Below are 22,559 nucleotides of genomic sequence, written 5' to 3'. Positions count from 1 at the left end.
CGCGATGGTAAATGCATTTTCCTGCCTGATTAAAAAGAAAGTGACCGGAAATCTTCCCTTAAAGGATGATGAGATCGAGCAGATCGGCCGCGAGATCGAAGCAGAGATCGATGCGCGGTTCGGGCGAAGCCTTGCGGTTCGGGAGCTGGATGCAGGCAGCGACAACGCGGCAGAGATCGAGATAAACAACTTAAACAACGCGTATTATGACGTGGAACGGTTCGGCATCTCCTTTGTTGCCTCGCCACGGCATGCTGATGTCCTGCTGGTAACCGGCGCCATTACCCACAACATGGCAATTGCAGCACAGAAAACGTATGATGCCATGCCCTCACCCAAGTTCGTTGTAGCCGTTGGCGATGATGCGTGCGATGGCGGGATCTACCGTGGGACTTATGCGGTTCTGGGCGGAGCTGATGCACTCCTGCCGGTGGATCTAAAAATACCGGGCAATCCACCGACACCCCTCCAGATCCTTACGGGCCTCCTTGCCCTGATGCGGACGGCTGCAAAAAAAGGCTGATCGGTTTTCCCGCAAAAACAGATTGTGGACAGGGATGCAGGATTCCAGTGATCCTGTACCCTGACGAAAACGGGATCACGATCTTTTCTCACTCTTTACGATCTCATGGGCCCTCCTCATTCACTGCAGGTGACTGAAGACAAAGATCATAACCATCCGAAAGAGTGCCAGTGCCCAGAAGACATACAGGATGCCGACAATGGCAGAAGCGGCAAGCGATCTTCCCCGGGAAAGTGCATGGGTCTTTTCCATCGCACACGTCCAGAGATATATGCTCCAGGCTACCAGCAGAAGATAAAGCACGATCTCGGTGTACAGAACAAACATTTGCAGGTCCGGGGAGAGCGTCATGGCCACACCGGTGAGGGAGAGGGGGCTGGTGACCAGTGCCATAATAGCAATCAGCGTGAGGGGCAGCATACCATAACCGGCCGTTTGCAGGGTGGCCGGAAACTTCCCGGTGCCCGAGAAGATGCGGCAGAGAAGAAATAATCCAAGAGAGAGAAGAAACCATGCAATAAATGGGGCTGCCAGTTCCCATGCCACGCGGTAGGGAGAGAAAATAATATTCACTACGCCCTGCTGCGGGAAGAGGGCATAGATAAAATAGGGGGTAAAAAGGGAGATCAGTCCGCCCGACCCCACGATAAACAAGGGAACGGGAAAATCCGGGGGGTCCTGGTTGATTTGTCCAAAGAACCTGGCAGGATGGACGAGCAGGTCAGAAAGTGCATAAACCATACAGGATCTAATCAGTGTCATTCAATAAATGGGTTTTTCGCGCCCGCATTTTGTCAAGGAACAGAAATTAGCTGCAGAAAAAAATCAGGAAGTGGAAGTGGAAGTGGCCGGGGTTGCCATGGATTTTGCCATGGCTTCCATCTGGTCTGTCTCGAACTCCCCCATCTTGATGACACCGGGCGAGAGTGTCATGACCCGGATCCTTACCCCGATTCCCGGGGCATAGGCAAGCGTCTGGCCGTCGGGACTCCATGACATAAAGCCGGGCTGGATATTTGAGATCCGGATAAGGTTGGTACCATCAGGATTGATGACGCCAAGGTAGTGATCCGCGGAGAATGCCAATCGGGAACCATCGGGGCTCCATGCGATAGCATTGATAGTCCCGTCAGCGGTGAGGTTGGTAAGGCCGGTACTATCCGGTTTTACCACATAAACATCTCCCTTGCGGATGAATGCGATCCAGTTTCCGGCAGGACTCCACCGTGGATAGGTATCCTCCTGCCGGGTAAACTTGTCTCCTTTCTGGCCCACGGCATAGGTGATAGCCTGAATTGACCCGGTAGAGGTATCGATCACGGCAAGCCCGAAATTGTTGGGCATATAGATCGGGGCCACCAGATGGATCCCGTCCGGGCTCCATGAGGTCTCCGTGCGGAGGGAGAGCAGGCCCGTGCTGACTTTTGCAAGGGTTTTTGGTGAACTTCCGTCTGCGTTCATCACCGAAAGCCATGTCCATTCCGTCCCTGTCGGGGAAGGAGCGCTCTTCCCGTCAGGCATGACTTCGGTCATCGGAGTGTCCGACAGGTTCAGGCCGGTCGCGGCGAAACGGTTCCCATCCCGGCTCCACGAGGAGAAGTACTGATACGGGAACGGCCCTGCGATATGCAACGGGTGGGATGCGGTATCATTCTTGATGAAAATGGACATATTCCCATTCGCGTACCGGTCATACGCCATCTTATCCGATGCCGGGTCAACAAAGACTTCTGATATATCGTTCTGCACGGTGAGCTGCGTCTGGTGGTCACCGTTACGGTTCATAATCCAGATATTGCTTTGGAGAGATGAACTGTTGAACGCAGCACCCTGAGGTTTCGCGGAAGGGAACATTGTCTCAATGAAAATAATGGATGCACCATCGTGGGTGAACTGGGGATCGGCAAAATAACTGTTGTTGCCATAGATGCTGATATCATCGTTCTGGGCCTGCTGCAGATCCGCATTGGTAAGAGCGGGGACCCCGGGGATTACCGGCAGATTAAAGCCGGTTGTCAGGTAGATCGGGACGCACAGGATGGCGAGGACCACTACTGCCGTACCGATCCATTTGAGGACATTCCAGGCAGGAGATCGTTTCGCCCGGGGTTCCCCGATGGAGGGAACAGGTGTTTCCGGTACCGGGCCGGGTCCCTGTGCATCATAGACCTCGGACAGGAAACGGTACTGGAAAACCGAGAGGGCCGGGGAAAGGCAGAACGCAATATATTTTCCGACCGCAGGGATGAAATGCAGGAGACTGGTGATAACAAAGAAGACGATACCGGCAATGAGGAGGATAATGAGGGCAATGAGGTAGTTAAACCGTCCGATCCTGCGGATGGCTGCCTTAATCTCAGTAAAAGCAAACCCCTCGCCGATGCTTCCGGTCCGGGCATACCGTATTGAACCGATGATACTGTATACAATCGCAAAAATGAGCACCCCGACGTCAACGATCATAAATGCAGGGATCAGGAAAAGAAATCCCATCCCACCGGTAGAAAAAGCAGTAGTTATCCCGCCCAGCAGGAAGAGGAGAGGGACAAGAAGGATCAGGAGAACCGGGATGATCCAGAGCGCAAGGAGGATATCCAGCTTGATGCCCTCCACGAGAAGCCGGGACCAGTTATCAAACCCGGGAGGCTCGCTCCCGCCACGAAGGAGCCTGACTCCGTAACCGGAAACAAAAAATGAACCCACAATACCGATGACCACCAGCACCGCGACAAGAGGCCAGGGAACCAGATCCCAGTGGATGACCGAACCGTCGATGATACCAAGGCTGTCGATGATATAGTACAGGATCAGCCACGGCAGACCGAGGAGGATAAGAATTAACCACCGTGTCCACCGGCCGATCAGTGTTTCACGGGTAAAATGCAAGGATCCTGAGAGAATTTGCCCGAATTTCATTGTTTACCGGGAATAAATATATTTGATTTATTTATAAATCCATATCTTTTGATATCCGGAGCGCAGGCGGATACCTGACTGCAGAAAGCCACACCTCATTGCCAGTGTCAAAAGAGACGATCCTGAAAACCCGGCCATGACAGGATCACATCCGTGATCTTTTCGGTTTTTTATCCACCCGGTAACCTGCCTCTTGTCCCATACCAAAAGAGTATATACCCCCTTGAAAAATTACCAGTTATCGAACAGCGATGGAGTGAGAGAGATGGCAGAAAAGGAACCCAAACCAGTACTGGTCCGGGAACGGCTCGATGTCTGTGAGTTGGATCGGGCCCGGATGTCCCTGATGAACCCTGCGCTCATCGAGCAGAAGAAACAGGAGCGCACGATCGACGAGAATGCCAAACCTGTTCTTGAGATGGCCATGAAGGAAGGCCTCGAAACGGTCTGGGACCGGTACGAGATGCAGCAGCCACCCTGCAAGTACTGCGAAGCGGGGATCTCCTGCTCAAGGTGTACGATGGGGCCATGCCGGATTATCCCGCCCCACCGCATCCGTGGTGTCTGCGGGGCCGATGCAGACCTAATCGTTGCCCGGAACCTGCTGGATATGATCGCGACCGGTTCAGCAGCCCATTCCGACCATGGGCGCGACATAGTCGAGACCCTCTACCTTGTCGGGACGGGAAAGACAACGGATTACGGCATAGCTGACCCGGACAAACTGCGCGTACTCGCAAAAGAGTACAACATCGCTCTGGAAGGCAAAAGCAATGAAAAACTTGCTGCCGAACTCGGCCGCGCCATGCTCGAAGAGTACGGCATGATCAAAAACACGCTCCAATGCCTTAACCGGGCGCCGAAAGCCACGCAGGATGTCTGGGATGCCGCTGGTATCTCCCCCCGGGGGATCGACCGCGAGGTGGTGGACTGCATGCACCGGATCCAGATGGGCGTAGGGGCCGATTATGTCAACATCCTCCTGCAGGGCCTGCGCTGCAGCCTCTCGGACGGCTGGGGAGGATCAATGCTCGGGACCGATGTCTCTGACGTTCTGTTTGGGACACCAACCATCAAGGAGTCGAAGGTAAACCTTGCAGTTCTCAAGCCGGACCATGTCAACATCGCGGTACATGGCCATAACCCGGTACTCTCCGAGATGGTGGTAAAAGCGATAGCAGATCCCGAACTGGTGGCACTGGCAAAGAAGAACGGTGCCAAGGGCATCAACCTGGTCGGACTCTGCTGTACAGGCAGTGAACTCCTGATGAGAAAGGGAGTCCCGATCTCCGGGAACCATCTCAACCAGGAACTGATCATCATGACAGGGGCGCTCGAAGCAATGATCGTTGATTACCAGTGTATCTTCCCCTCACTGCCCCGTACCGCAAGCTGCTTCCACACGCTTATCATATCCACCAGTTCCAAAGCCAAAATTCCCGGGTCGTACTTCTTTGATTTCTCCCCGGACAAAGGGTTTGTCACGGCAAAGGCAATTGTCCGGATGGCTGTCGAGAATTTCAAAAACAGGAACCCGGCACGGGTTAACATCCCGGGCAGCCCGGTCCCGCTCATGACCGGTTTTTCCAATGAAGCCATCAAAAAGGCGCTGGGCGGGTCGTTCAAGCCGCTCATCGACCTGATCGCGGCCGGCAAGATCCGTGGTGCTGTCGGGATTGTCGGTTGCAACAACCCGCACGTGAAACAGGATTACGGCCACGTGGAGCTTACGAAAGCATTGATCAAAAAGAATATTCTCTGCGTCGAGACCGGTTGTGCAGCGATTGCATCCGGAAAAGCCGGGCTGCTCATGCCCTCTGCTGCTGCCCTTGCCGGTGATGACCTGCGGGCAGTCTGCGAATCCCTGAAGATCCCGCCCGTGCTCCACATGGGCTCCTGCGTGGACAACTCGCGTATCCTTGTGCTTGCCGCTGAACTGGGCAATGCACTCAATGTCCCGATCCACAAGCTGCCGATCGCCGGGGCTGCACCGGAATGGTACTCACAGAAAGCGGTCTCGATTGGGGCATATTTCGTTGCCTCGGGTGTTTACACCGTGCTCGGCGTGATGCCACATATCTCGGGAAGCCCCCCGGTGGTTTCGCTCCTGACTGACGGCCTCAAGGGTGCAGTGAACGCAAGCTTTGCCGTAGAGCCGGACCCGGTTAAGGCAACCGGTCTCATCTCAGATCACATCGAGAAGAAACGCACCGGCCTGGGGATCTGAAGATGCCTGCCGGCAGCCGGCCCAGGGAGAAGGGGATCCGGGTCGTTGTCACCGGAAAGGGGGGTATGGGAAAGACCACCCTTGTGGCACTCCTTTCCCGGCTCTTTGCCGGGGAGGGGAAACGGGTCCTTGCAATTGACGGGGATCCCCAGCAGAACCTTGCGGCTACGATTGGGATCCCCAAGGAGAAGGCAGAAAAGATTGTCCCGGTATCAGAGAGTACCGCCTATCTCCGCGAAAAGACCGGTGCCGGGCCGGATCTCTCCCCGGGCGGGCTGCTGACCCTTAACCCGGACGTCAGTGATGTAGTCGAACGCTTTTCCGTCCCGGCAGGAAAGAACATCCGTGTCCTGATCATGGGTGGCGTAAAAGAGGCCGGGGGGGGATGTCTCTGCCCGGAATATACCCTGCTTGCCGCCATCCTCCGGCATATGCGGCTCCTTGACGATGAAGTGATTATCCTTGATACAGCCGCCGGCCTCGAACACTTCGGGCGGGCCGTGGCAGAAGGCTTTACCTGTGCCGTGGTGGTAACGGATCATACCTATAATGCGGTCTCCGTAGCCAGAAAATCCGCAGCACTCGCGCACCAGCTGGGGATTGGGAATGTGATCCTTGTCATCAACCGGGCAGAGGGTACAAACACCGCCCATAATGTCTGTGGCAGTGATGGAGGCGTTGCGGAGTTTTCGCAGACCATCGTCCTTCCTTTCGATCCCGAGGTACACCGGACCGAACCCTCTGTTACTGCGCTCCTTGGAAGCGATTCAGCTTTTATCGGTAATGTCAGGACTCTTGTTGCGGCCATTGAAGGGCGCTGCGAGAGCTGGTCCCCGCCGGCCCGTTAATCCATGAAGATAATTATCTTCAGCGGGCATTCAGTGACGGCAAATACTGGAGACCGCTGAAAAATCAGCCTCTTTTTTACTTGCGGTAATATCGCCCGGATCGTCTCAGTCCTGTCCCGTGTGTTTATCGTGGACAAAGGACAAAGGAAAGGTACGAAAAGCAGGACAGTCCACCATGAAGCAGTCCAGCCCTCCTCTGGGAACATTACACCACGCGGTCTTTGCCATCTCTACCCTCACTTCACGGTTCCCGGTGCCAGGAGACATCCCTGAAGGTGCTCTCTTTGTGGTAACCGCCGGACAGGGAATTGTTGTCCACACAGGGGATACCCCGCAGATCTACTGGCAGGCAGACGATCTCCCGGCTTCCTGTACTGCTGGCCCTGCAGAATATCTCGGTCACCGGGATCGCGTCCCTGTATATGCGGTGGAGATCGGAAAAAGTGCTGTATTACCTGGGAGCCGGGTTGAGACCACCGTGCGCGAGCTCTATGGCAGGGTTCCGGATGAGGATCTTGCCATAGCTTCCTATGCGGTCCGGATGATCCATTCTGCCGCGGCCAGCCGGTTCTGTGGCCGGTGTGGCCATTCCACGGAGCCGGTCCCTGCTGAACGGGCATGGCGGTGCCCGGATTGCGGCCTGGTTGTCTATCCCCGGATCTCCCCCGCAGTTATCGTCCTTATCTCGCAAAAAGAGAAGATCCTGCTCGCCCGCTCCCCCCGTTTCCCTGCCGGCATGCATTCGGTGATCGCCGGCTTTGCGGAGCCGGGCGAGACGCTCGAACACGCGGTCTGCCGTGAGGTAAAAGAAGAGGTAGGTATCTCGGTAAAGAATATCCGTTACTTTGCAAGTGAGCCCTGGCCGTTTCCTGATTCGCTCATGATCGCGTTCACGGCCGAATACGATTCCGGCGAGATCACCATTGACAACAACGAGATCATCTCTGCGGGCTGGTTCGGGCGGGATAATCTTCCGGCGCTCCCTGCACCCCTCAGCATCTCCCGGGCGCTTATCGATCGGTGGATACAAAAAGAAGGGACCGGGCAATAACCCGGACAAAAATCTTTCTGGAAAGGAAGGCGGAAACAGCAGCGCTGCGGGATTGGCATAACCGCAGGCGATATAAACATACATATAATATAAAGCCTTTAAATTCAGATAGAGAGCAATGGAGATGAATTCTGAACCATCAGGTACAGATACCGACATCCCTGACGGGGGGAACGCCATCGATGTCTATATTCTCTGCAGAGATGAACGGGATTCCCTTGAGATCAGCGGGCAACTCGCGCCGCAGGGATACCGTGTCACCCTTTTTTCCGACAGCGCGGAGCTGATCGACACCCTTCGTGCAGGAAAACCCAATCTCCTCATCTGTGATGCCACCGGTCCGGGGCATGACGGCTACGAAGTCTGCCGCGAGATAAAATCCGACAGCGATCTCTGGAGGATCCCGATCCTCCTTATCACCGGCGTTTCAGGTCTGGGAGATCTCCTGGGTGTCCTGGACAGCAACGCGGACAACTTCATCGCCCGGCCGTACGATCCCCAGTACCTTTTCTCCCTTGTCGAGATGCTGTTGTCCTCCCCGGTTGAAAAGCCGGACCCGGAGAAGATCAGGACACAGTTCAAGATCCATCATGACGACCGCGATTACGTGATCATGGCGGACCGCAGGAAACTGCTGGAGTTCCTGCTCTCCTCGTTTGAGATTGCGGTAGACCGTGCCGGTGAGCTCGGGCAGGCTCAGACTGCGCTGGAAAGCCTTAAGGCTACTCTCGAACGCCGGGTTGCGGATCGCACCAGTGAACTCGGGACAGAGACCGCCCGGCTCCAGATGCTCGTAAACGGCAAAATCCATGAGATCGAAGATGCCGCGAAAGCTCAGGCCGCGCTGAAAAAGGAGATCGAGGGCCTGAACTCCCGGCTGGACGACCGCGAGAGGGTCATTGCCACGCACCGCGAGGAAAATACCCGGCTGACCCAGGATCTCGAATCCACCCGTGCCCGGCTTGCGGAGGCAGAGGACACCGTCCGCACGCTCGGGACGGAAAAAGACGAACTGGAGCAGGCCCTCCGTGGCGATGCTGAGTCCTTAAACCGCGACCTTGGCCAGACGAGAAAAGAGCTTGAAGAAGCAAAAAAGGCACTTTCCGATCAGACCGCACAACGGGCTGCGCTGGAAGGGCAGCTTGCCGAACTGACCCATGACCATCAGGATGCACAGAAAACCCTCAATGCCAGTTCTATCGAGATCGGGCAGCTTAAAAGCACACTTGCTGCCGAGAAGAACCGGGCAGAATCGGCCGAAGTAGAGGTCAAGACCATCCTTCAGGAGAAGGCACGCTCCGAGCAGGAACTCAGGTCGATGGTTGAGGACATCACCGAGCGGGCAAAGCAGCAGTCCCAGGAGTGCCTGAGGCTCGCTGATGTCCTTGAGGCAGAGAAGGCACAGCGGGCAGCCGCTGATCAGCAGTGCAGTACACTCATCCAGGAAGCGGCAAAGAAGGAGGCTGCGTCAGCTGCAGAGAAGAGCACGCTCGTGGAACACCACGAGGCGCTCCAGCAGAAGTATGACGCGCTGACAGAATCGTTTGGTGCCGAGCGCCAGAAATGTGCATCGCTCGAAGCAGAGCTTGCCCGTATTACCGAGGAACGGGACGAGACTGCGGGAAAACTGCAGTCCCTCCAGGATGAGCTTCGTACTGCGGTAGCGGCCGGAGAGGAGGAACGGCACCAGCGCATGGTTGCAGAGAGCAGTGCTGCTGAGACGACCACGGCAAAAGACCGCGAGGTCCAGGTGCTCAACAGCGAGATTGCTACTCTCCGTGACGAACTGGAGAGGGCCCGGTCTGATTATACCCAGACCCGTCAGCAGCTCGATGCGGCAATGGACATGCACAAGGGGCTCAAGGATGAGCTGGCGGCTGCGGCCCTTGCCGGTGCACAGGCCGACAAGCTGGCCCGCTCTGCAGCATCCGAAACAGAGCAGATCCGCGAAGAGCTGGAGACTGAGCGTCGCCTGCACCGTGCTGCCGAGGAGAAACTCGCCGAAATAAGCAGGGAAAAAGAAGAGATCGGACAACGAATCGGGGCCTCTCTTGAACAGGCGGCAGTTCGGGAAAGGGAGCTGCAGGCAAGGATAGAGGGGCTGAGTGAGGCACTTGATGCAGAACGCGATGCTCGGGTGCGAACAGAAAACAGCCTCTCCCGTCTGACCGAAGAGAAGGCGGTGGCTGAGTCGAAACTTCTCGACGCTGCGGATGAGAAAACGGCAGCCCGGGTCAGCGGGGAGCAGGCCGCAGCGCGTGAACGCGAACTGCAGGAAAAGATCCTGGGGCTTACCGATACCCTGGATGCCGAGCGCGACGCCAGGGCGCTTGCAGAGGACCACGCTGCGGGCCTTGCCCGGCAGAAAGAAGTGGCAGACCAGAGGCTCCAGGCAGCAACCGAGGACCGGATCGCAGAAGTCACTCACAAGAACGAGCAGATTGCAACCCTGGAAGCAGACCTGCGGGCTGCGCTGGAGCGCCAGCAGGTTCTGGAGAAGCAGATCAAAGCCGCAGCAGGAGCGCGGGCTGCGGCTGGAGAGCGCCCGGCAGAGGACAAACAGCGTGACGGCCGGTTTGCTCACCTTGAAGAACTGGTAAAGACTGCACTCGACCGCCAGCGATCGCTCGAAGAGCAGCTCCGGGAAACCGAACGGGAAGGTGCAGAAAAAGATGCAGCAATGCAGGCCCTTTCCCGGGAGGTTGAACGCGCGGTGGCTGCCCTGGACGCCGAAAAAGAGGGGCGCCGGGCGGCAGAAGAGGCCTGGTCTGAAGCCAAGGACGCCCTGGTTGCTCTTCGGAAAAAACCTCAGATTCCCTCATCCGCTATTGAAGAGGTCCCCATAGGGGAACACGCAATCGTAGCAAGGGCACCGGACCTTCCTGCCACGATCTGGGAAGGCCCGCATGCACTTGCCAGGAAAGGAAGCGATCTTCCGGTCCCGGTTCACGGGGGTACCCCCGAAGAGGATAGCCCCCATGCAAGGATACGGACGGTAGAGGACCTTTTTGAAGAGCCCAGGGAGATCGGAGCCGAGGAACTTGCGGATGCAGCCCGGAGCATAACCGACGCCGCCAAAAAACATGACGTGCCGGATGACGAAGAGGATTTCTCCCCGGTTCGCGGTGAAGGAGATATTCAGGATACTGCAGGGGATGAGACACCCGCGGAGGAGGATGCCGGTGAGGAGGAGAGCGACATTCCTTCCGGTGAGACCGCAGGCAGTATCCCGCAGGAAGCCGGTATCCCGGCGTTCAGCCGGCAGCAGTGGTTCGACCTGGTGAAATGGGCACACAATGCAGGGACGCTCAGTCACGAGGAGCGCCTGCGGATTGTAAAACTTGGCCGGCTGATCCAGAAAGGCAGGAAACTGACCGGGAGGCAGGAAGCGCAGCTGGCCGAACTGATGCTGCTTGCCCATGCCAAAGGGTACCGTTCCCAGGAATAAACTGCCCGGGACATCCTGTCAGCACTTTTTTAGAGAAACAATAGATCCTCCTTTTGCGGAAAGGATCACTTTTCTGACAGCACCGGTCCTCCTCTGCGTTCCGGACTCCCGGACACGGTCACACACATTTTCTTAGAGTCGGTCCGGGCTCTGTGAAAGAGAGGGCACAACCCTGCCGGCCATGCCGGGGTCCTCCCGGAACGTGACATCAGAGGACACAATCATGGTACCTGCGCAGAGAACGACACCGGCAATACTTACTGGGACGAGAAGGAATGGGGGGAGGATACTGCTTGTATCCATCACAAGGACGAAGATAAGGACCAGGACATGCAGGAGATGGTACCAGGTAATCCGGGGATCAGCTGTATCACAGGGACGAATGGAGCCCGCGACCTTCGCCGGGCTGAAAGGAAACAGGGGAAAAATCCCTTTTCGTGTACAGAGGTCCTCGGACAGGTGCAGGCCCATGCCAAGGAAGAGACCGCAAAGAAAAAGCACGGTCCCGCCGGCAGCGGCAGGTGGTGCAAGGAGAACGAGGGGTGAGAGAACCATGGCTGCGCAGAGTCCGATAAAAAGGATACCGGGAAGGGAATGGGTAAGGCGCTTGTCTGCCGGGTCTTCGACAGGGTACCCGAGCGCAGCGTAGATCCGGCAGAGGATGGAGATACAGAACTGGCGGGGGATCTGAACAATAAGCCAGGCAGGCACGAGGAAAAGAGACCTCCTGGGACGGGACATGTGGATATCCGGCAAAAAGGACCCGATACCCGTACCGGCGCTGATGATAATAACAGAAACGGGCGAAGAGAAAAGGAGGGAACTGCTGGCAATAAGAGCACAAAGCAGGGCAAGTACGATATGGTGCCGGGTAATCATGACCGTTGTTCCTTGTTTTCGCAAAAGCTGCCAATCAGGACACGGTTTTTCCGGTCCAGGCTGAGGGCCGCCTTTCTTTTCCGCCAGTGATAAGGATGGCGGAAAGGTACTATCCCGCGAAATACTCTTGTGACAGTCCCATATATCTGTTAGGATTTTACTTGTTTACAACAAAATATAAATGAAAAACCGTTTACCCACGACCGATCACTGCCAATGTCTGTCTTTACGAACGCCATACCCGATAGCAAGACCCGGATTTGGCACCGCGGGCCGGGCGGGAGCTTGAAACCACCAGTAATAATTATTACGTGATCATCCCCATGATCTGAGCTGCGTACCGGCGAAATCAGGGTAAAAGGGAGTAATTACTCCCGGTGCCCGGTTATCCTCGGAAGAATTCCCGGTACCTCTGCGAGGTGGTATACATCTAGCGATACATGTTCATGCCCCGTTTATCCGGCTGGGCCACCACCGGTTCTTCAATGACCGGAGCACTCTCATCTCTTCCGGATACTTGATCATGTATGCAATATCAGGGTCCGAAAAGTAATGATGATTGATTACTCTTCTGGAAAAATAAATCAATATTTTTAACTAGTATCCTGCAAAAGTATACCTGAACCGAGTTATTTTGGAGGTTTATTTGCTTATGAAAGACAACCTGACCCCAGCACGCCTTGCACTTATCAGCATGGTCATCGGACTCCTGATGATCGCGGCACTCTTTGCCGGGTGCACGCAGAGCACTACGTCAACCACCACCCCGTCTGCTATTGCCACACCGGCTGCAGAGGCAACCCCGGCCCCCACACCGGCAGCAACGACTGCTACCGCTGTCCCGACCACGGTTGCGACTACGGCGACCCCTGCACCAACGTTCACCCCGTCCCAGAGTAACGTAGTTGCGTTTACCGCAGCTTCTCTCACCGGTGCTTCCAAGACCATCGGGCCATCGTTTACCGCTGCCTACCCGGGTACCACGGTCTCCTTTGATCTTGATGGCACGCAGAACCTCAAGGCACAGGTAGAGAACGGGGCCTATGCAGATGTCTTTATCTCGGCGAGCAACGCCTACACGAACACCCTTAACACTGAAGGGTATTTCGTACCCGGCACCGTAAAGACCCTGACGACAAACTACATCATTGTCATCCTCCCGGCCTCGAACCCGGCAAATATCCAGTCCCTTGCCGACCTTGCAAAACCCGGCGTCAAGATTGCAATGGAGGCAAAGAATGTCCCCGCCGGCACCGCAACGCTCGCGGTCCTTAATAACCTTGCAAACGACACCTACAGCCAGAGCTGGATGAACCAGACGCTCGCAAACGTGGTCACCTACGAGACCTCTGAACCTGCCGTTGCCACCAAAGTCTCCCTTGGTGAAGTGGATGCAGGGTTCGTGTACCAGTCCACGGCCACCGCAGCGCCAAGCGGCACCTACCAGTCCATTACCATCCCCAGGAAGGACAACTACCTGCAGACCTATACCATCGGTATCCTAAAAGAGAGCAAAAACCAGGCACAGGCCGGATGGTTTGAGCAGTACATGCTCTCCTCTGCAGGACAGAATATCCTTGCACAGTACGGGTTTACCGCCCCGTAAATGAGAACAACGATCACAACCATTTTTTTCTGTGAGCCGGGCCGGCCGGTACCCTGCCGGCAGCACATCGCGATCCATGATCCCCCGACGCTTCCGGCCAAAAAATTTCCGGCAAAGCCTGACGTACCTTATCGCAGGGATCCTGATCGCAGCGGTCACCCTCTATCTTGCCCTGCCCATCCTCGCCCTCTTTCTCCGGATCACCCCGGAGAAGTTCTTCTCTGCACTCCAGGATCCTGACGTTACCAGCGCGCTCTGGCTGAGTCTTGTTACCACGATTATCACCCTGATCATCGTTATTGCGGTCGGCACCCCGTTCGCCTATTTCCACTCCCGGTTTTCGTACCCGGGGAAGGTGATCGTGGACACCCTCATCGACCTCCCCCTGGTCCTTCCCCCGGCAGTGGCAGGGGTCGCGCTGCTCATGCTCTATGGCCGCGCCGGTCTTCTGGGAAGATACGCAGACATGTTCGGGATCTCGATTGCCTTTACCACGCTTGCGGTGATCATGGCCCAGATCTTCGTGGCATCTCCGTTCTTCCTCCGGCAGGCAAAATCGCTCTTCGAACAGCTGGACCCGGCCTACGAGCAAACGGCTAGGACCCTTGGGGCATCGTCCCTGAGAACAATGACCCAGGTGACTCTCCCCATGACCGCCGGAGGCCTGGTTTCGGGGGCTGTAATGACCTTTGGCCGGGCACTGGGGGAGTTTGGGGCAACCATCATGTTTGCCGGGAACCTGCCCGGGGTGACCCAGACCATGCCCCTTGCGGTGTACGTGGGAATGGAAAGTGATTTATGGATCGGTCTGACCATTTCGATCCTGCTCGTAATCATCTCGTTTACCATTATGATCATAGTACGCCTGATCCAGAAGAGGGAGGCAGATCGTGCTTGAGGCAGTGCTGGTAAAGAAGCTGCGGGACTATACGCTTGATCTCTCTATCCGGGCAGCGCCCGGTAAGATCACGGTCCTTATGGGCACCAACGGCTCAGGGAAATCGACTACCCTCAATATCATCGCCGGTCTCCTGGAGCCGGATGCGGCGACCGTCACCCTGAACGGTGAATGCCTCTGCAGGACAGAGGATGGCACTGATGTGCCGGCCGAAGACCGCCGGATCGGGTACGTCCTCCAGAACCCGGCCGTATTTCCCCACATGACAGTGTACGATAACGTGGCATTCGGCCTCCGTGCACGCCACTTCTCCCGGGCGGATATTGCCTCCCGTACTGCGGACTGGCTCAGGCGTATGCATATCTCGGATCTCGCCAGCGTAAGGGCCGGGCGTCTCTCGGGAGGACAGAAACAGAGGGTGGCCCTTGCACGGGCGCTGGCCATCGATCCCAGCCTCCTCATGCTGGACGAACCTTTTACCGCCCTTGACACGGACAGTGTCCGGACGGTAAAAGACCTCACGCTCCAGTTCGTACGGGATATGCAGATCCCCTGTATCCTCGTGACCCACCGGCTGGCCGACGGCGAGGAGATAGGTGACCGTACCTGCGTGATCTGCAACGGGAAGATGGAATGGGAAGGTATCCCCGGCGAAATGCCGGAGATCTGCACCGTCTGCCACTGCAGGTAGCTCCTGAACACGGGATAATGAAGGAGGAACCATTATTTCCATTCTGCACTCACCGTCAGGCTCCCGCGTGACGCGGGCCGGTTCACTGGTTAGATATTTATAATAGGATCCAGCACGATCCTGTATGACAGACACGGAAAGGCTGACCTGGCCGGTCCGGAGAAGAGGCGATTTCTTCCGTATCGTTTCTTATATTGTCCTTGCCACGGCCCTCATCTTTGTGATCGACGTTATCACACCGCTGGGTGTGGTGATCTGGGTCCTGTACCTCATACCCCTCTTCCTGACCATGTACCTCAGCTGGAAATATGCGCCCCTCCTGATGACCGGAGTGTTTATCCTGCTGATGGCTGCAAGCCTCCTCCTCTCTCCCCGTGATCTTCCCCTTGGCTATGCGCTCATCGACCGGGTGTTCTTTGCACTGATCCTCATTATCGCTTCATTCTTCATCAGGGACTACGTCGCCAGTGTCGAGGAGATCGCCGCAAGCGAGGAGCGGTACCGATCCCTCGTGGAATGGCTGACGGTGGGGATTGCGGTGTGCAGGGAAGACCGGGTCCTGTACCTCAACCCTGCCGGGCGCCGGTTGATGGGCCTTGCTGAAGGGGATGCCACAGAAAAGGCGGATATCACCGGCATGATCGATCCAAAAGACCGGGATCTCTTCAGGGAGAGGACCAGCCAGGCGATCCATGGTGCCCGGATAACCATGGAGAACGTCCGGCTGACACGGCCTGATGGCAGTACGGTTTCCCTGGACCTGAACCTGGGGACTGTGTCCTGGGACCGGAGCACCGCACTCCAGATCGTGATGAGATCTGCCTGATAAAAAAAAACTTTTTTGCCTGTTCCGCGCCCGCATTTTATCGCCGGTATCTTATTCATTGGAGGGGTTTTATTGTTCAGGCGCTGTTCACGCCGGAGAATCCATGGGCCTCAGACAATTCCGGTAAAAACCAGGAGCGATGGCATATTATATCAGGGAAAAAACAACTGATTGCACGACTGCCGGTACGCCCGGCGTCCTGGGAGACATAAAGGAGGGATCATCCCATGACATCCATGCCTCTGGTGGCACTGATCAAAAAACAGGCAAAACCGGCACTCCTGATATTTCTCGCACTTACCCTTGTTGTGGGTATCTGCTATCCGTTTTTAGTCACCGGTATTGCACAGGTAATCTTCCCGGTGCAGGCAAACGGGGACCTTATCACCCATGAGGGAAAACTCGCCGGCTCGGCGCAGATTGGCCAGCCGTTCTCGTCTCCCCTGTATTTCTGGGGACGCCTCTCGGCGACAACACCGGTGCCATACAACGCCGGGTCATCCACCGGCTCCAACCTGGGCCCCAACAACCCCGCACTGGAACAACAGGTCCAGGCCCGCATCGATGCCCTGCACCAGGTCGACCCCGGCAATACCAATCCTATCCCTGTCGATCTGGTCACCGCTTCGGGGAGCGGTCTCGACCCGGACATCTCGGTAGCAGCCGCATACTACCAGGTGCCCCGGATTGCACGCGAACGCAACCTCACCCAGGGCGAGGTAGCAGGACTTGTTACCTCGCAGGTCGAACCCAGAGAATTCGGAATCTTCGGTGAGCCCCGGGTCAACGTCCTCTCCCTCAACCTTGCCCTTGACGATCTCTCCCGGAACAGGATCTCCGTTTCCCCGGCATCATCTCCCCTCCTCCCTGCAGGTCATCCCCCGGATCTTGTCCTTGGCATGCGGATCGCAGACTGGATCCAGGTGCTCCTCTTCATCCTTATCGTTGCCCTGATCTCCATTCCCCTTGGCGGGTGGATGGCAAAGATCTTTACCGGCAAGCCAAACTTCCTCTCCCCGGTCCTCTCGTGGGTTGAGACAAAAGCCCTTACTGCCTGCGGGGTAGCACCAGGCGAGGAGATGGACTGGAAAGAATTTGCCGTGGCCGTCATGGTCTTTGCCGTCCCCTGCATTGCCGCTGTCTTCATCCTCCAGCAGATCCAGCAGTTCCTCCCCCTCAACCCGGCAGGAGTTGGCGCTGTGCCCTGGGACCTCTCGCTCAACACCGCTATCAGCTTTGCCACCAACACCAACTGGCAGGCATATGTCCCCGAGGTAACAGTCAGCTACTTTACCCAGATGGCCGGCCTGGTGGTCCAGAACTTTATCTCGGCAGCCGTCGGGCTCGCGGTCCTGATTGCACTCATCTATGCATTCTCGCGTAAATCGGTCTCGACCATCGGCAACTTCTGGGTGCTCCTTATCCGCAGCGTGATGATCCTCGTCCCCATTGCCTTTATCATCGCCCTGGTACTCGTCTCGCAGGGCACACCCCAGACTTTTGCCGGGCCGGTTACCGTCCCGCTGCTCGATACGGTCAATGATAGTGCGGGGGCACTTGTTACCACCCAGACCATCCCGCTGGGACCCGTTGCCTCGCAGGTCGCCATCAAGATGCTCGGGACAAACGGGGGCGGCTATTACAATGCCAACTCGGCCCATCCACTGGAGAATCCCACGCCCTTCTCCAACTTTGTCGAGATGTTTGCCATGATCATCATCCCGGTCTCGCTCTGCATCACCTTCGGATCCATGATCGGCTCGCGGCGCAAAGGGGTGGCCCTCATCCTTGCCATGACCCTGATCTTCCTGCCGCTCCTGGGTCTTGTCATCTGGTCAGAGCAGGGGGGAAACCCGGCACTTGCTCCTCTTGGCGTTGACCAGACTCCCTCGGTGCTCCAGCCCGGCGGGAACATGGAAGGAAAGGAGGTACGGTTCGGGGTGGTTTCCTCAGCCCTCTTTGCGGTAATCACCACGAGTACTTCCTGTGGCGCCGTTAATTCGATGCACGACTCGTTCATGCCGGTCGCCGGCGGTGTATTGCTCTTTGATATGCACCTGGGCGAGGTGGTCTTTGGCGGTGTCGGGTCCGGCCTGTATGGGATGCTCATCTTTGTGATCATTGCGATGTTTATTGCCGGGCTGATGGTCGGGAGAACCCCCGAACTCTACGGGAAGAAGATCGAGCAGTACGAGATGAAGATGGCTACCATCATCATCCTCATCCCGATCGTCATGATCCTCGCGTTTACCTCCCTTGCCGTCCTCACAACTGCCGGTCAGGCCGGTGTGGCAAACCCCGGCCCCCATGGATTTACCGAGATCCTGTACGCCTATACCTCGGCATCCCAGAATAACGGCAGTGCCTTTGCCGGGCTGAATGCAAACAGTCTCTTCTATAACCTAACCCTTGGCTTTGCGATGTTTATCGGGCGGTACGTGATCATTATCCTGACCCTCGCGCTCGCAGGATCACTTGTCGCGAAAAAGATCGTGCCTCCCAGCGAAGGGACGCTGCGGGACCACCGGCCGCTCTTTATCCTGTGGCTGGTCTTTGTGATCCTGATTGTCGGTGCGCTCAGTTTCCTGCCTGCACTCTCGCTTGGCCCGGTTGCAGAGTACATGAAAATGGTTGCAGGAGGGCTGGTCCATGTCTGATACCAGGAAACCCAAGAGCCCGTCGGCTGTCCCGGGCCTGTACCAGCGTGCGGTTGTGGACGCCGTCCTCAAGCTGGATCCCCGGACACTCATCAATAACCCTGTAATGTTTACGGTCGAGGTCGGCAGCGCGATCACCACCATCCTGTACTTCCAGGCACTCACGGGGGCCGGGGAGGCACCGGCCGGCTTTATCGGCGCCATTTCCGCGTGGCTCTGGTTCACGGTACTCTTTGCAAACTTTGCCGAAGCGCTCGCCGAGGGGCGGGGAAAGGCACAGGCCGAGTCGCTGCGGAAGATGCGGCAGGACACCACGGCAAAGCGGCTGAAGGAAAAATACCCGATCAGAAAAGGCTGCGAGCCGCAGGAATCTGATGTGACCGAGGTCTCCTCCTCAGTACTCAGGAAATCCGACCTCTTCTATGTAAAGGCCGGGGACACGATCCCGGTGGATGGCGAGATCCTCGAAGGCATTGCCTCCATTAACGAGAGCGCTATTACCGGGGAGAGCGCCCCCGTCATCCGTGAGGCCGGTGGCGACAGGAGCGCGGTCACCGGCGGGACGGTCATCCTCTCCGACTGGCTGATTGTCAGGGTGAGCGCAAACCCCGGCGAGGGTTTCCTTGACCACATGATCAGCCTCATCGAAGGGGCCAAGCGCCAGAAAACACCCAATGAGATCGCGCTTAACATCCTGCTGTTAGGCCTGACCACGGTCTTTATCGTCGTCGCCGCAACCCTCTACGCCTTTTCGGCATACAGCGTCCAGGCCGCCGGGGCCGGGACCACCATAACGGTCACCGTACTCGTGGCACTCTTTGTCTGCCTTGCGCCCACCACGATCGGTGGTCTCCTGTCGGCCATTGGTATCGCGGGTATGGACCGTCTGATCCAGAGAAACGTGATCACGACCTCGGGCCGGGCCATCGAGGCCGCAGGGGACGTGGATGTCCTCCTGCTCGACAAGACCGGGACCATCACGCTCGGGAACCGTCAGGCGGTGGAGTTTCTCCCGGTAGATGGCACCACCATCGAAGACCTCGCCGGGGTATCCCAGCTCGCCTCACTTGCCGACGAAACCCCCGAGGGCCGGAGCATTGTGGTCCTTGCCAAGGAAAAATACGGCCTGCGGGGCAGGACAGTGGGGGGATCGGGGCCGGATGCCGGCATGCAGTTTGTGCCCTTCTCCAGCCAGACCCGGATGAGCGGGGTTGACCAGGGCGACCTCCATATCCGGAAAGGGGCAGCCGATGCCATGTTCCGGTACATCCAGTCCAGCGGGAATGCGGTCTCGGACCAGCTCAGGGAGGTTATCGATACTATCTCCCGGGCCGGCGGTACCCCTCTTGTCGTGGCGCAGAACGGGAAGGCCATGGGAGTCATCCACTTAAAGGACATCGTAAAAGGCGGGATCAAAGAGCGTTTTGTCCAGCTCCGGAAAATGGGCATCAAGACCGTTATGATCACCGGTGACAACCGGCTGACAGCCGCCACGATTGCGGCAGAGGCCGGGGTGGACGATTTCCTCGCCGAAGCAACGCCCGAGAGCAAGCTGAAGCTGATCCGTGAGTATCAGGCCGGCGGGCGGATGGTTGCCATGACCGGTGACGGGACCAATGATGCGCCGGCGCTGGCCCAAGCCGATGTCGCAGTGGCCATGAACACCGGCACCCAGCCGGCCCGCGAGGCGGCAAACATGATCGATCTCGATTCCAACCCGACCAAGCTCATCGAGATCGTGGAGATCGGAAAACAACTTCTGATGACCAGGGGAGCACTCACGACGTTTTCCATTGCAAACGATATCGCCAAATATTTCGCCATCATCCCGGTCGCGTTTGCCTCCACCTACCCATCCCTCTCCGCGCTCAACATCCTCGGCCTTCATGACGGTATCCTGTCCGCGGTGATCTTCAATGCCATTATCATCGTTATCCTCATCCCGCTCGCACTGCGCGGGGTGAAGTACCACGCAATGTCGGCAGAAGAGGCCCTGCGTAACAATATCCTGATCTACGGTGTCGGCGGGATCATCGCTCCCTTTATCGGGATAAAGCTCATCGATATGCTGCTTATCTTTTTAGGAGCGTGAGATGCAGATGCCTGTTTCTGCCGATACCATCCCCGGCCAGCGGCCGGACCCCGATGCCCTGCTTGCCTGCGTCCAGAGAGAAGAGATGCAGAAGAAGCGGGGAAAACTCAAGATCTTCCTTGGGTATATTGCCGGTGTGGGAAAGACCTACGAGATGCTCAAGGCCGCCCACCTGCGCAAGGACGAGGGCATCGATGTCAGGATCGGGTACATCGAACCACACGGGCGGAAGGAAACCGAGATACTCATGGAGGGGTTGCCCGTTATCCCGGTCCGCACGATCGAGTACCATGGGGTCAGACTCCCCGAGATGGACCTTGATGCCATCCTCGCAGCCCACCCCAGGCTGGTCCTCGTGGACGAACTGGCTCACACCAATGTCCCCGGTTCCCGGCACCTGAAACGCTACCAGGATGTCGAGGAGCTGCTCGCGGCCGGGATCGATGTCTATTCCACGCTCAACGTCCAGCACATCGAGAGCCTGAATGATGTGGTGGCGCGGATCACCGGCGTTATCATCAAGGAGAAGATCCCCGACCGGGTGATTGACGAAGCCTCCGAGATCGAGGTTGTTGATCTTGCCCCGCCCGAGCTCCTCCAGCGCCTTCGCGAGGGAAAGGTGTATGTTCCCGAGATGGCAGCCCGGGCAATCGAGCAGTTCTTCAACGAGGGAAACCTCTATGCCCTTCGCGAACTGGTGCTGCGCCGGGCCGCAGAGCGTGTTGATACCCAGATGCTTGCGTACATGCAGACCCGCTCGATCCCCGGCCCCTGGCCGGTGGGTGAATTCCTGCTGGTCTGCATCGGGCCTGGCCCCCTTGCGGAACGGCTGATCCGGACTACCCGCCGCCAGGCTGACCGGATCAATGCCCACTGGTGTGCGGTCTATGTCGAGACGCCGGCCCACCACCGGCTCTCGCGGGAAGCAAAAGAGCAGGTTGACCGGTCACTCCAGCTCGCGGAGAAACTGGGGGCAACCACGGCAAGCCTCTTCGGGCTCAATGTCGCAAATACAGTTATCGAGTACGCACGCCAGCACAACGTGACCCGGATCATTATAGGAAAGACCCTGCGCCCGCGGTGGCAGGAGTTTGTCTTTGGTTCGGTGGTAGACCAGCTCATCCATAACAGCGGGCCGATCGATGTGTACGTGATCAGCAGCGGTAAGGGCCTGCCGGAAAAGCCGGTGGACGCAGAGCCCCTGTTGCCGGCGTCGCCCCCGCGTGCCTACGTGGACAGCCTGACGCTCGTGGTAGCGGTCACTATCATCGGCTGGCTGTTCCATCCCCTCATTTCCCCGGTCAACCAGCTGATGTTCTACCTTCTTGCTGTCGTGGTGATCGCATTCAAGTGGGGCCTGCGCCCGGCCATCTTTACCTCTGTGGTCGGTGTCATCGCGTTTGACTTCTTCTTTGTGCCCCCGTACCTGACGTTCCGTATCTCCGATACCCAGTACCTGGTTACCTTCCTTGGCATGATCACCGTGGGAACCGTCATCAGTATGCTCGTGACCCGTGCCCGCCGGCATGCCGATGCCGCGCAGAGCCGGGAGAAGGAAACGGGCACGCTCTATGCACTCTCGCAGGACCTCGCGGTAGCCATGGATGCCGACGCAATCATGAAAGCCGTGGGCCAGCACATCAAAGAGATCTTCCAGTGGGAGAGCGTCTTTTTCCTCCAGGAAAACGGTCATCTTGCAGCTCATGCCAGGAGCCCGGGGCTTACCGTGGACGGGGATGACATCGCCGTTGCCACCTGGGCATTCCAGCACGGCACCATTGCGGGGTACGACACGGACACCCTGCACGGGTCAAAACTCCGGTACATCCCTCTCCAGAGCTCACGGGGAACGCTCGGGATCCTCGCAGTCCAGCCGATTGAGCCAAACGGCGTGATT

Annotated in this window: 15 protein-coding genes; 12 read left to right on the top strand and 3 right to left on the bottom strand. The window is 57.3% G+C overall.

From position 1 onward, the window contains the following. Window positions 1-4: 4 nt before the first annotated feature. Window positions 5-523, top strand: a complete 519-nt coding sequence (locus VMS83_RS02250; RefSeq protein ID WP_325409456.1) for an NADH-quinone oxidoreductase subunit NuoB — start codon at window positions 5-7, stop codon at window positions 521-523. A 120-nt stretch (window positions 524-643) separates the two neighbouring features. On the opposite strand, the gene VMS83_RS02245 is transcribed toward VMS83_RS02250, so the two are convergent. Both VMS83_RS02245 and VMS83_RS02240 read right to left on the bottom strand, forming a co-directional pair. After that, window positions 644-1,264 carry a Yip1 family protein gene (locus VMS83_RS02245; RefSeq protein WP_325409454.1) on the bottom strand — a complete coding sequence of 207 codons (621 nt, stop codon included), beginning with the start codon at window positions 1,262-1,264 and terminating at the stop codon, window positions 644-646. 84 nt (window positions 1,265-1,348) lie between these two features. Continuing rightward, window positions 1,349-3,439 carry a DUF4013 domain-containing protein gene (locus VMS83_RS02240; protein WP_325409452.1) on the bottom strand — a complete coding sequence of 697 codons (2,091 nt, stop codon included), beginning with the start codon at window positions 3,437-3,439 and terminating at the stop codon, window positions 1,349-1,351. A 265-nt stretch (window positions 3,440-3,704) separates the two neighbouring features. Between VMS83_RS02240 and cooS the strand changes: the two genes are divergently transcribed. The 4 genes from cooS to VMS83_RS02220 all read left to right on the top strand — a co-directional run bounded on the left by cooS (window position 3,705) and on the right by VMS83_RS02220 (window position 11,013). Further along, window positions 3,705-5,666 carry an anaerobic carbon-monoxide dehydrogenase catalytic subunit gene (gene cooS / locus VMS83_RS02235; protein ID WP_325409450.1) on the top strand — a complete coding sequence of 654 codons (1,962 nt, stop codon included), beginning with the start codon at window positions 3,705-3,707 and terminating at the stop codon, window positions 5,664-5,666. Window positions 5,667-5,668: 2 nt separating this feature from the next. Then, window positions 5,669-6,514 carry an AAA family ATPase gene (locus VMS83_RS02230; RefSeq protein WP_325409448.1) on the top strand — a complete coding sequence of 282 codons (846 nt, stop codon included), beginning with the start codon at window positions 5,669-5,671 and terminating at the stop codon, window positions 6,512-6,514. A gap of 175 nt (window positions 6,515-6,689) precedes the next feature. Continuing rightward, window positions 6,690-7,565 carry an NAD(+) diphosphatase gene (gene nudC, locus VMS83_RS02225; RefSeq protein ID WP_325409446.1) on the top strand — a complete coding sequence of 292 codons (876 nt, stop codon included), beginning with the start codon at window positions 6,690-6,692 and terminating at the stop codon, window positions 7,563-7,565. Between the two features lie 118 nt (window positions 7,566-7,683). Further along, window positions 7,684-11,013: a response regulator gene (locus tag VMS83_RS02220; protein WP_325409444.1), complete on the top strand. Its 3,330-nt coding sequence runs from the start codon at window positions 7,684-7,686 to the stop codon at window positions 11,011-11,013. Between the two features lie 132 nt (window positions 11,014-11,145). Here the strand turns inward: VMS83_RS02220 and VMS83_RS02215 are convergent, their stop codons facing one another. Continuing rightward, a complete protein-coding gene (locus VMS83_RS02215) occupies window positions 11,146-11,892 on the bottom strand; it encodes a metal-dependent hydrolase (RefSeq protein WP_325409442.1) in 747 nt (248 codons plus the stop codon). A gap of 652 nt (window positions 11,893-12,544) precedes the next feature. On the opposite strand from VMS83_RS02215, the gene modA reads away from it, so the two are divergent. The 7 genes from modA to VMS83_RS02180 form a co-directional block, all read left to right on the top strand. Continuing rightward, window positions 12,545-13,498, top strand: a complete 954-nt coding sequence (gene modA / locus VMS83_RS02210; RefSeq protein WP_325409441.1) for a molybdate ABC transporter substrate-binding protein — start codon at window positions 12,545-12,547, stop codon at window positions 13,496-13,498. A gap of 76 nt (window positions 13,499-13,574) precedes the next feature. Next, window positions 13,575-14,396 (top strand): ABC transporter permease, encoded by an 822-nt coding sequence (locus VMS83_RS02205; RefSeq protein WP_325409439.1) that lies wholly within the window; start codon window positions 13,575-13,577, stop codon window positions 14,394-14,396. Next, window positions 14,389-15,087 (top strand): sulfate/molybdate ABC transporter ATP-binding protein, encoded by a 699-nt coding sequence (locus tag VMS83_RS02200; RefSeq protein ID WP_325409437.1) that lies wholly within the window; start codon window positions 14,389-14,391, stop codon window positions 15,085-15,087. Before VMS83_RS02205 ends, VMS83_RS02200 begins: the two co-directional genes overlap by 8 nt. A gap of 124 nt (window positions 15,088-15,211) precedes the next feature. Continuing rightward, complete coding sequence (locus tag VMS83_RS02195; RefSeq protein ID WP_325409435.1) at window positions 15,212-15,913, top strand: PAS domain-containing protein; 702 nt, start codon at window positions 15,212-15,214, stop codon at window positions 15,911-15,913. A gap of 227 nt (window positions 15,914-16,140) precedes the next feature. Beyond that, window positions 16,141-18,570, top strand: coding sequence for a potassium-transporting ATPase subunit KdpA (gene kdpA / locus VMS83_RS02190; RefSeq protein ID WP_325409432.1), 2,430 nt, complete (start codon window positions 16,141-16,143; stop codon window positions 18,568-18,570). After that, window positions 18,563-20,662, top strand: coding sequence for a potassium-transporting ATPase subunit KdpB (gene kdpB / locus VMS83_RS02185; protein ID WP_325409430.1), 2,100 nt, complete (start codon window positions 18,563-18,565; stop codon window positions 20,660-20,662). Before kdpA ends, kdpB begins: the two co-directional genes overlap by 8 nt. Window position 20,663: 1 nt before the next feature. Beyond that, window positions 20,664-22,559 (top strand): sensor histidine kinase KdpD (locus VMS83_RS02180; protein ID WP_325409428.1); only part of this gene is annotated, 1,896 nt, incomplete at its 3' end.

The sequence above is a fragment of the Methanoregula sp. genome, from assembly GCF_035543475.1.
In the GTDB taxonomy this organism is placed as follows: domain Archaea; phylum Halobacteriota; class Methanomicrobia; order Methanomicrobiales; family Methanospirillaceae; genus Methanoregula.
This window is presented reverse-complemented; position numbering and strand designations above follow the sequence as displayed.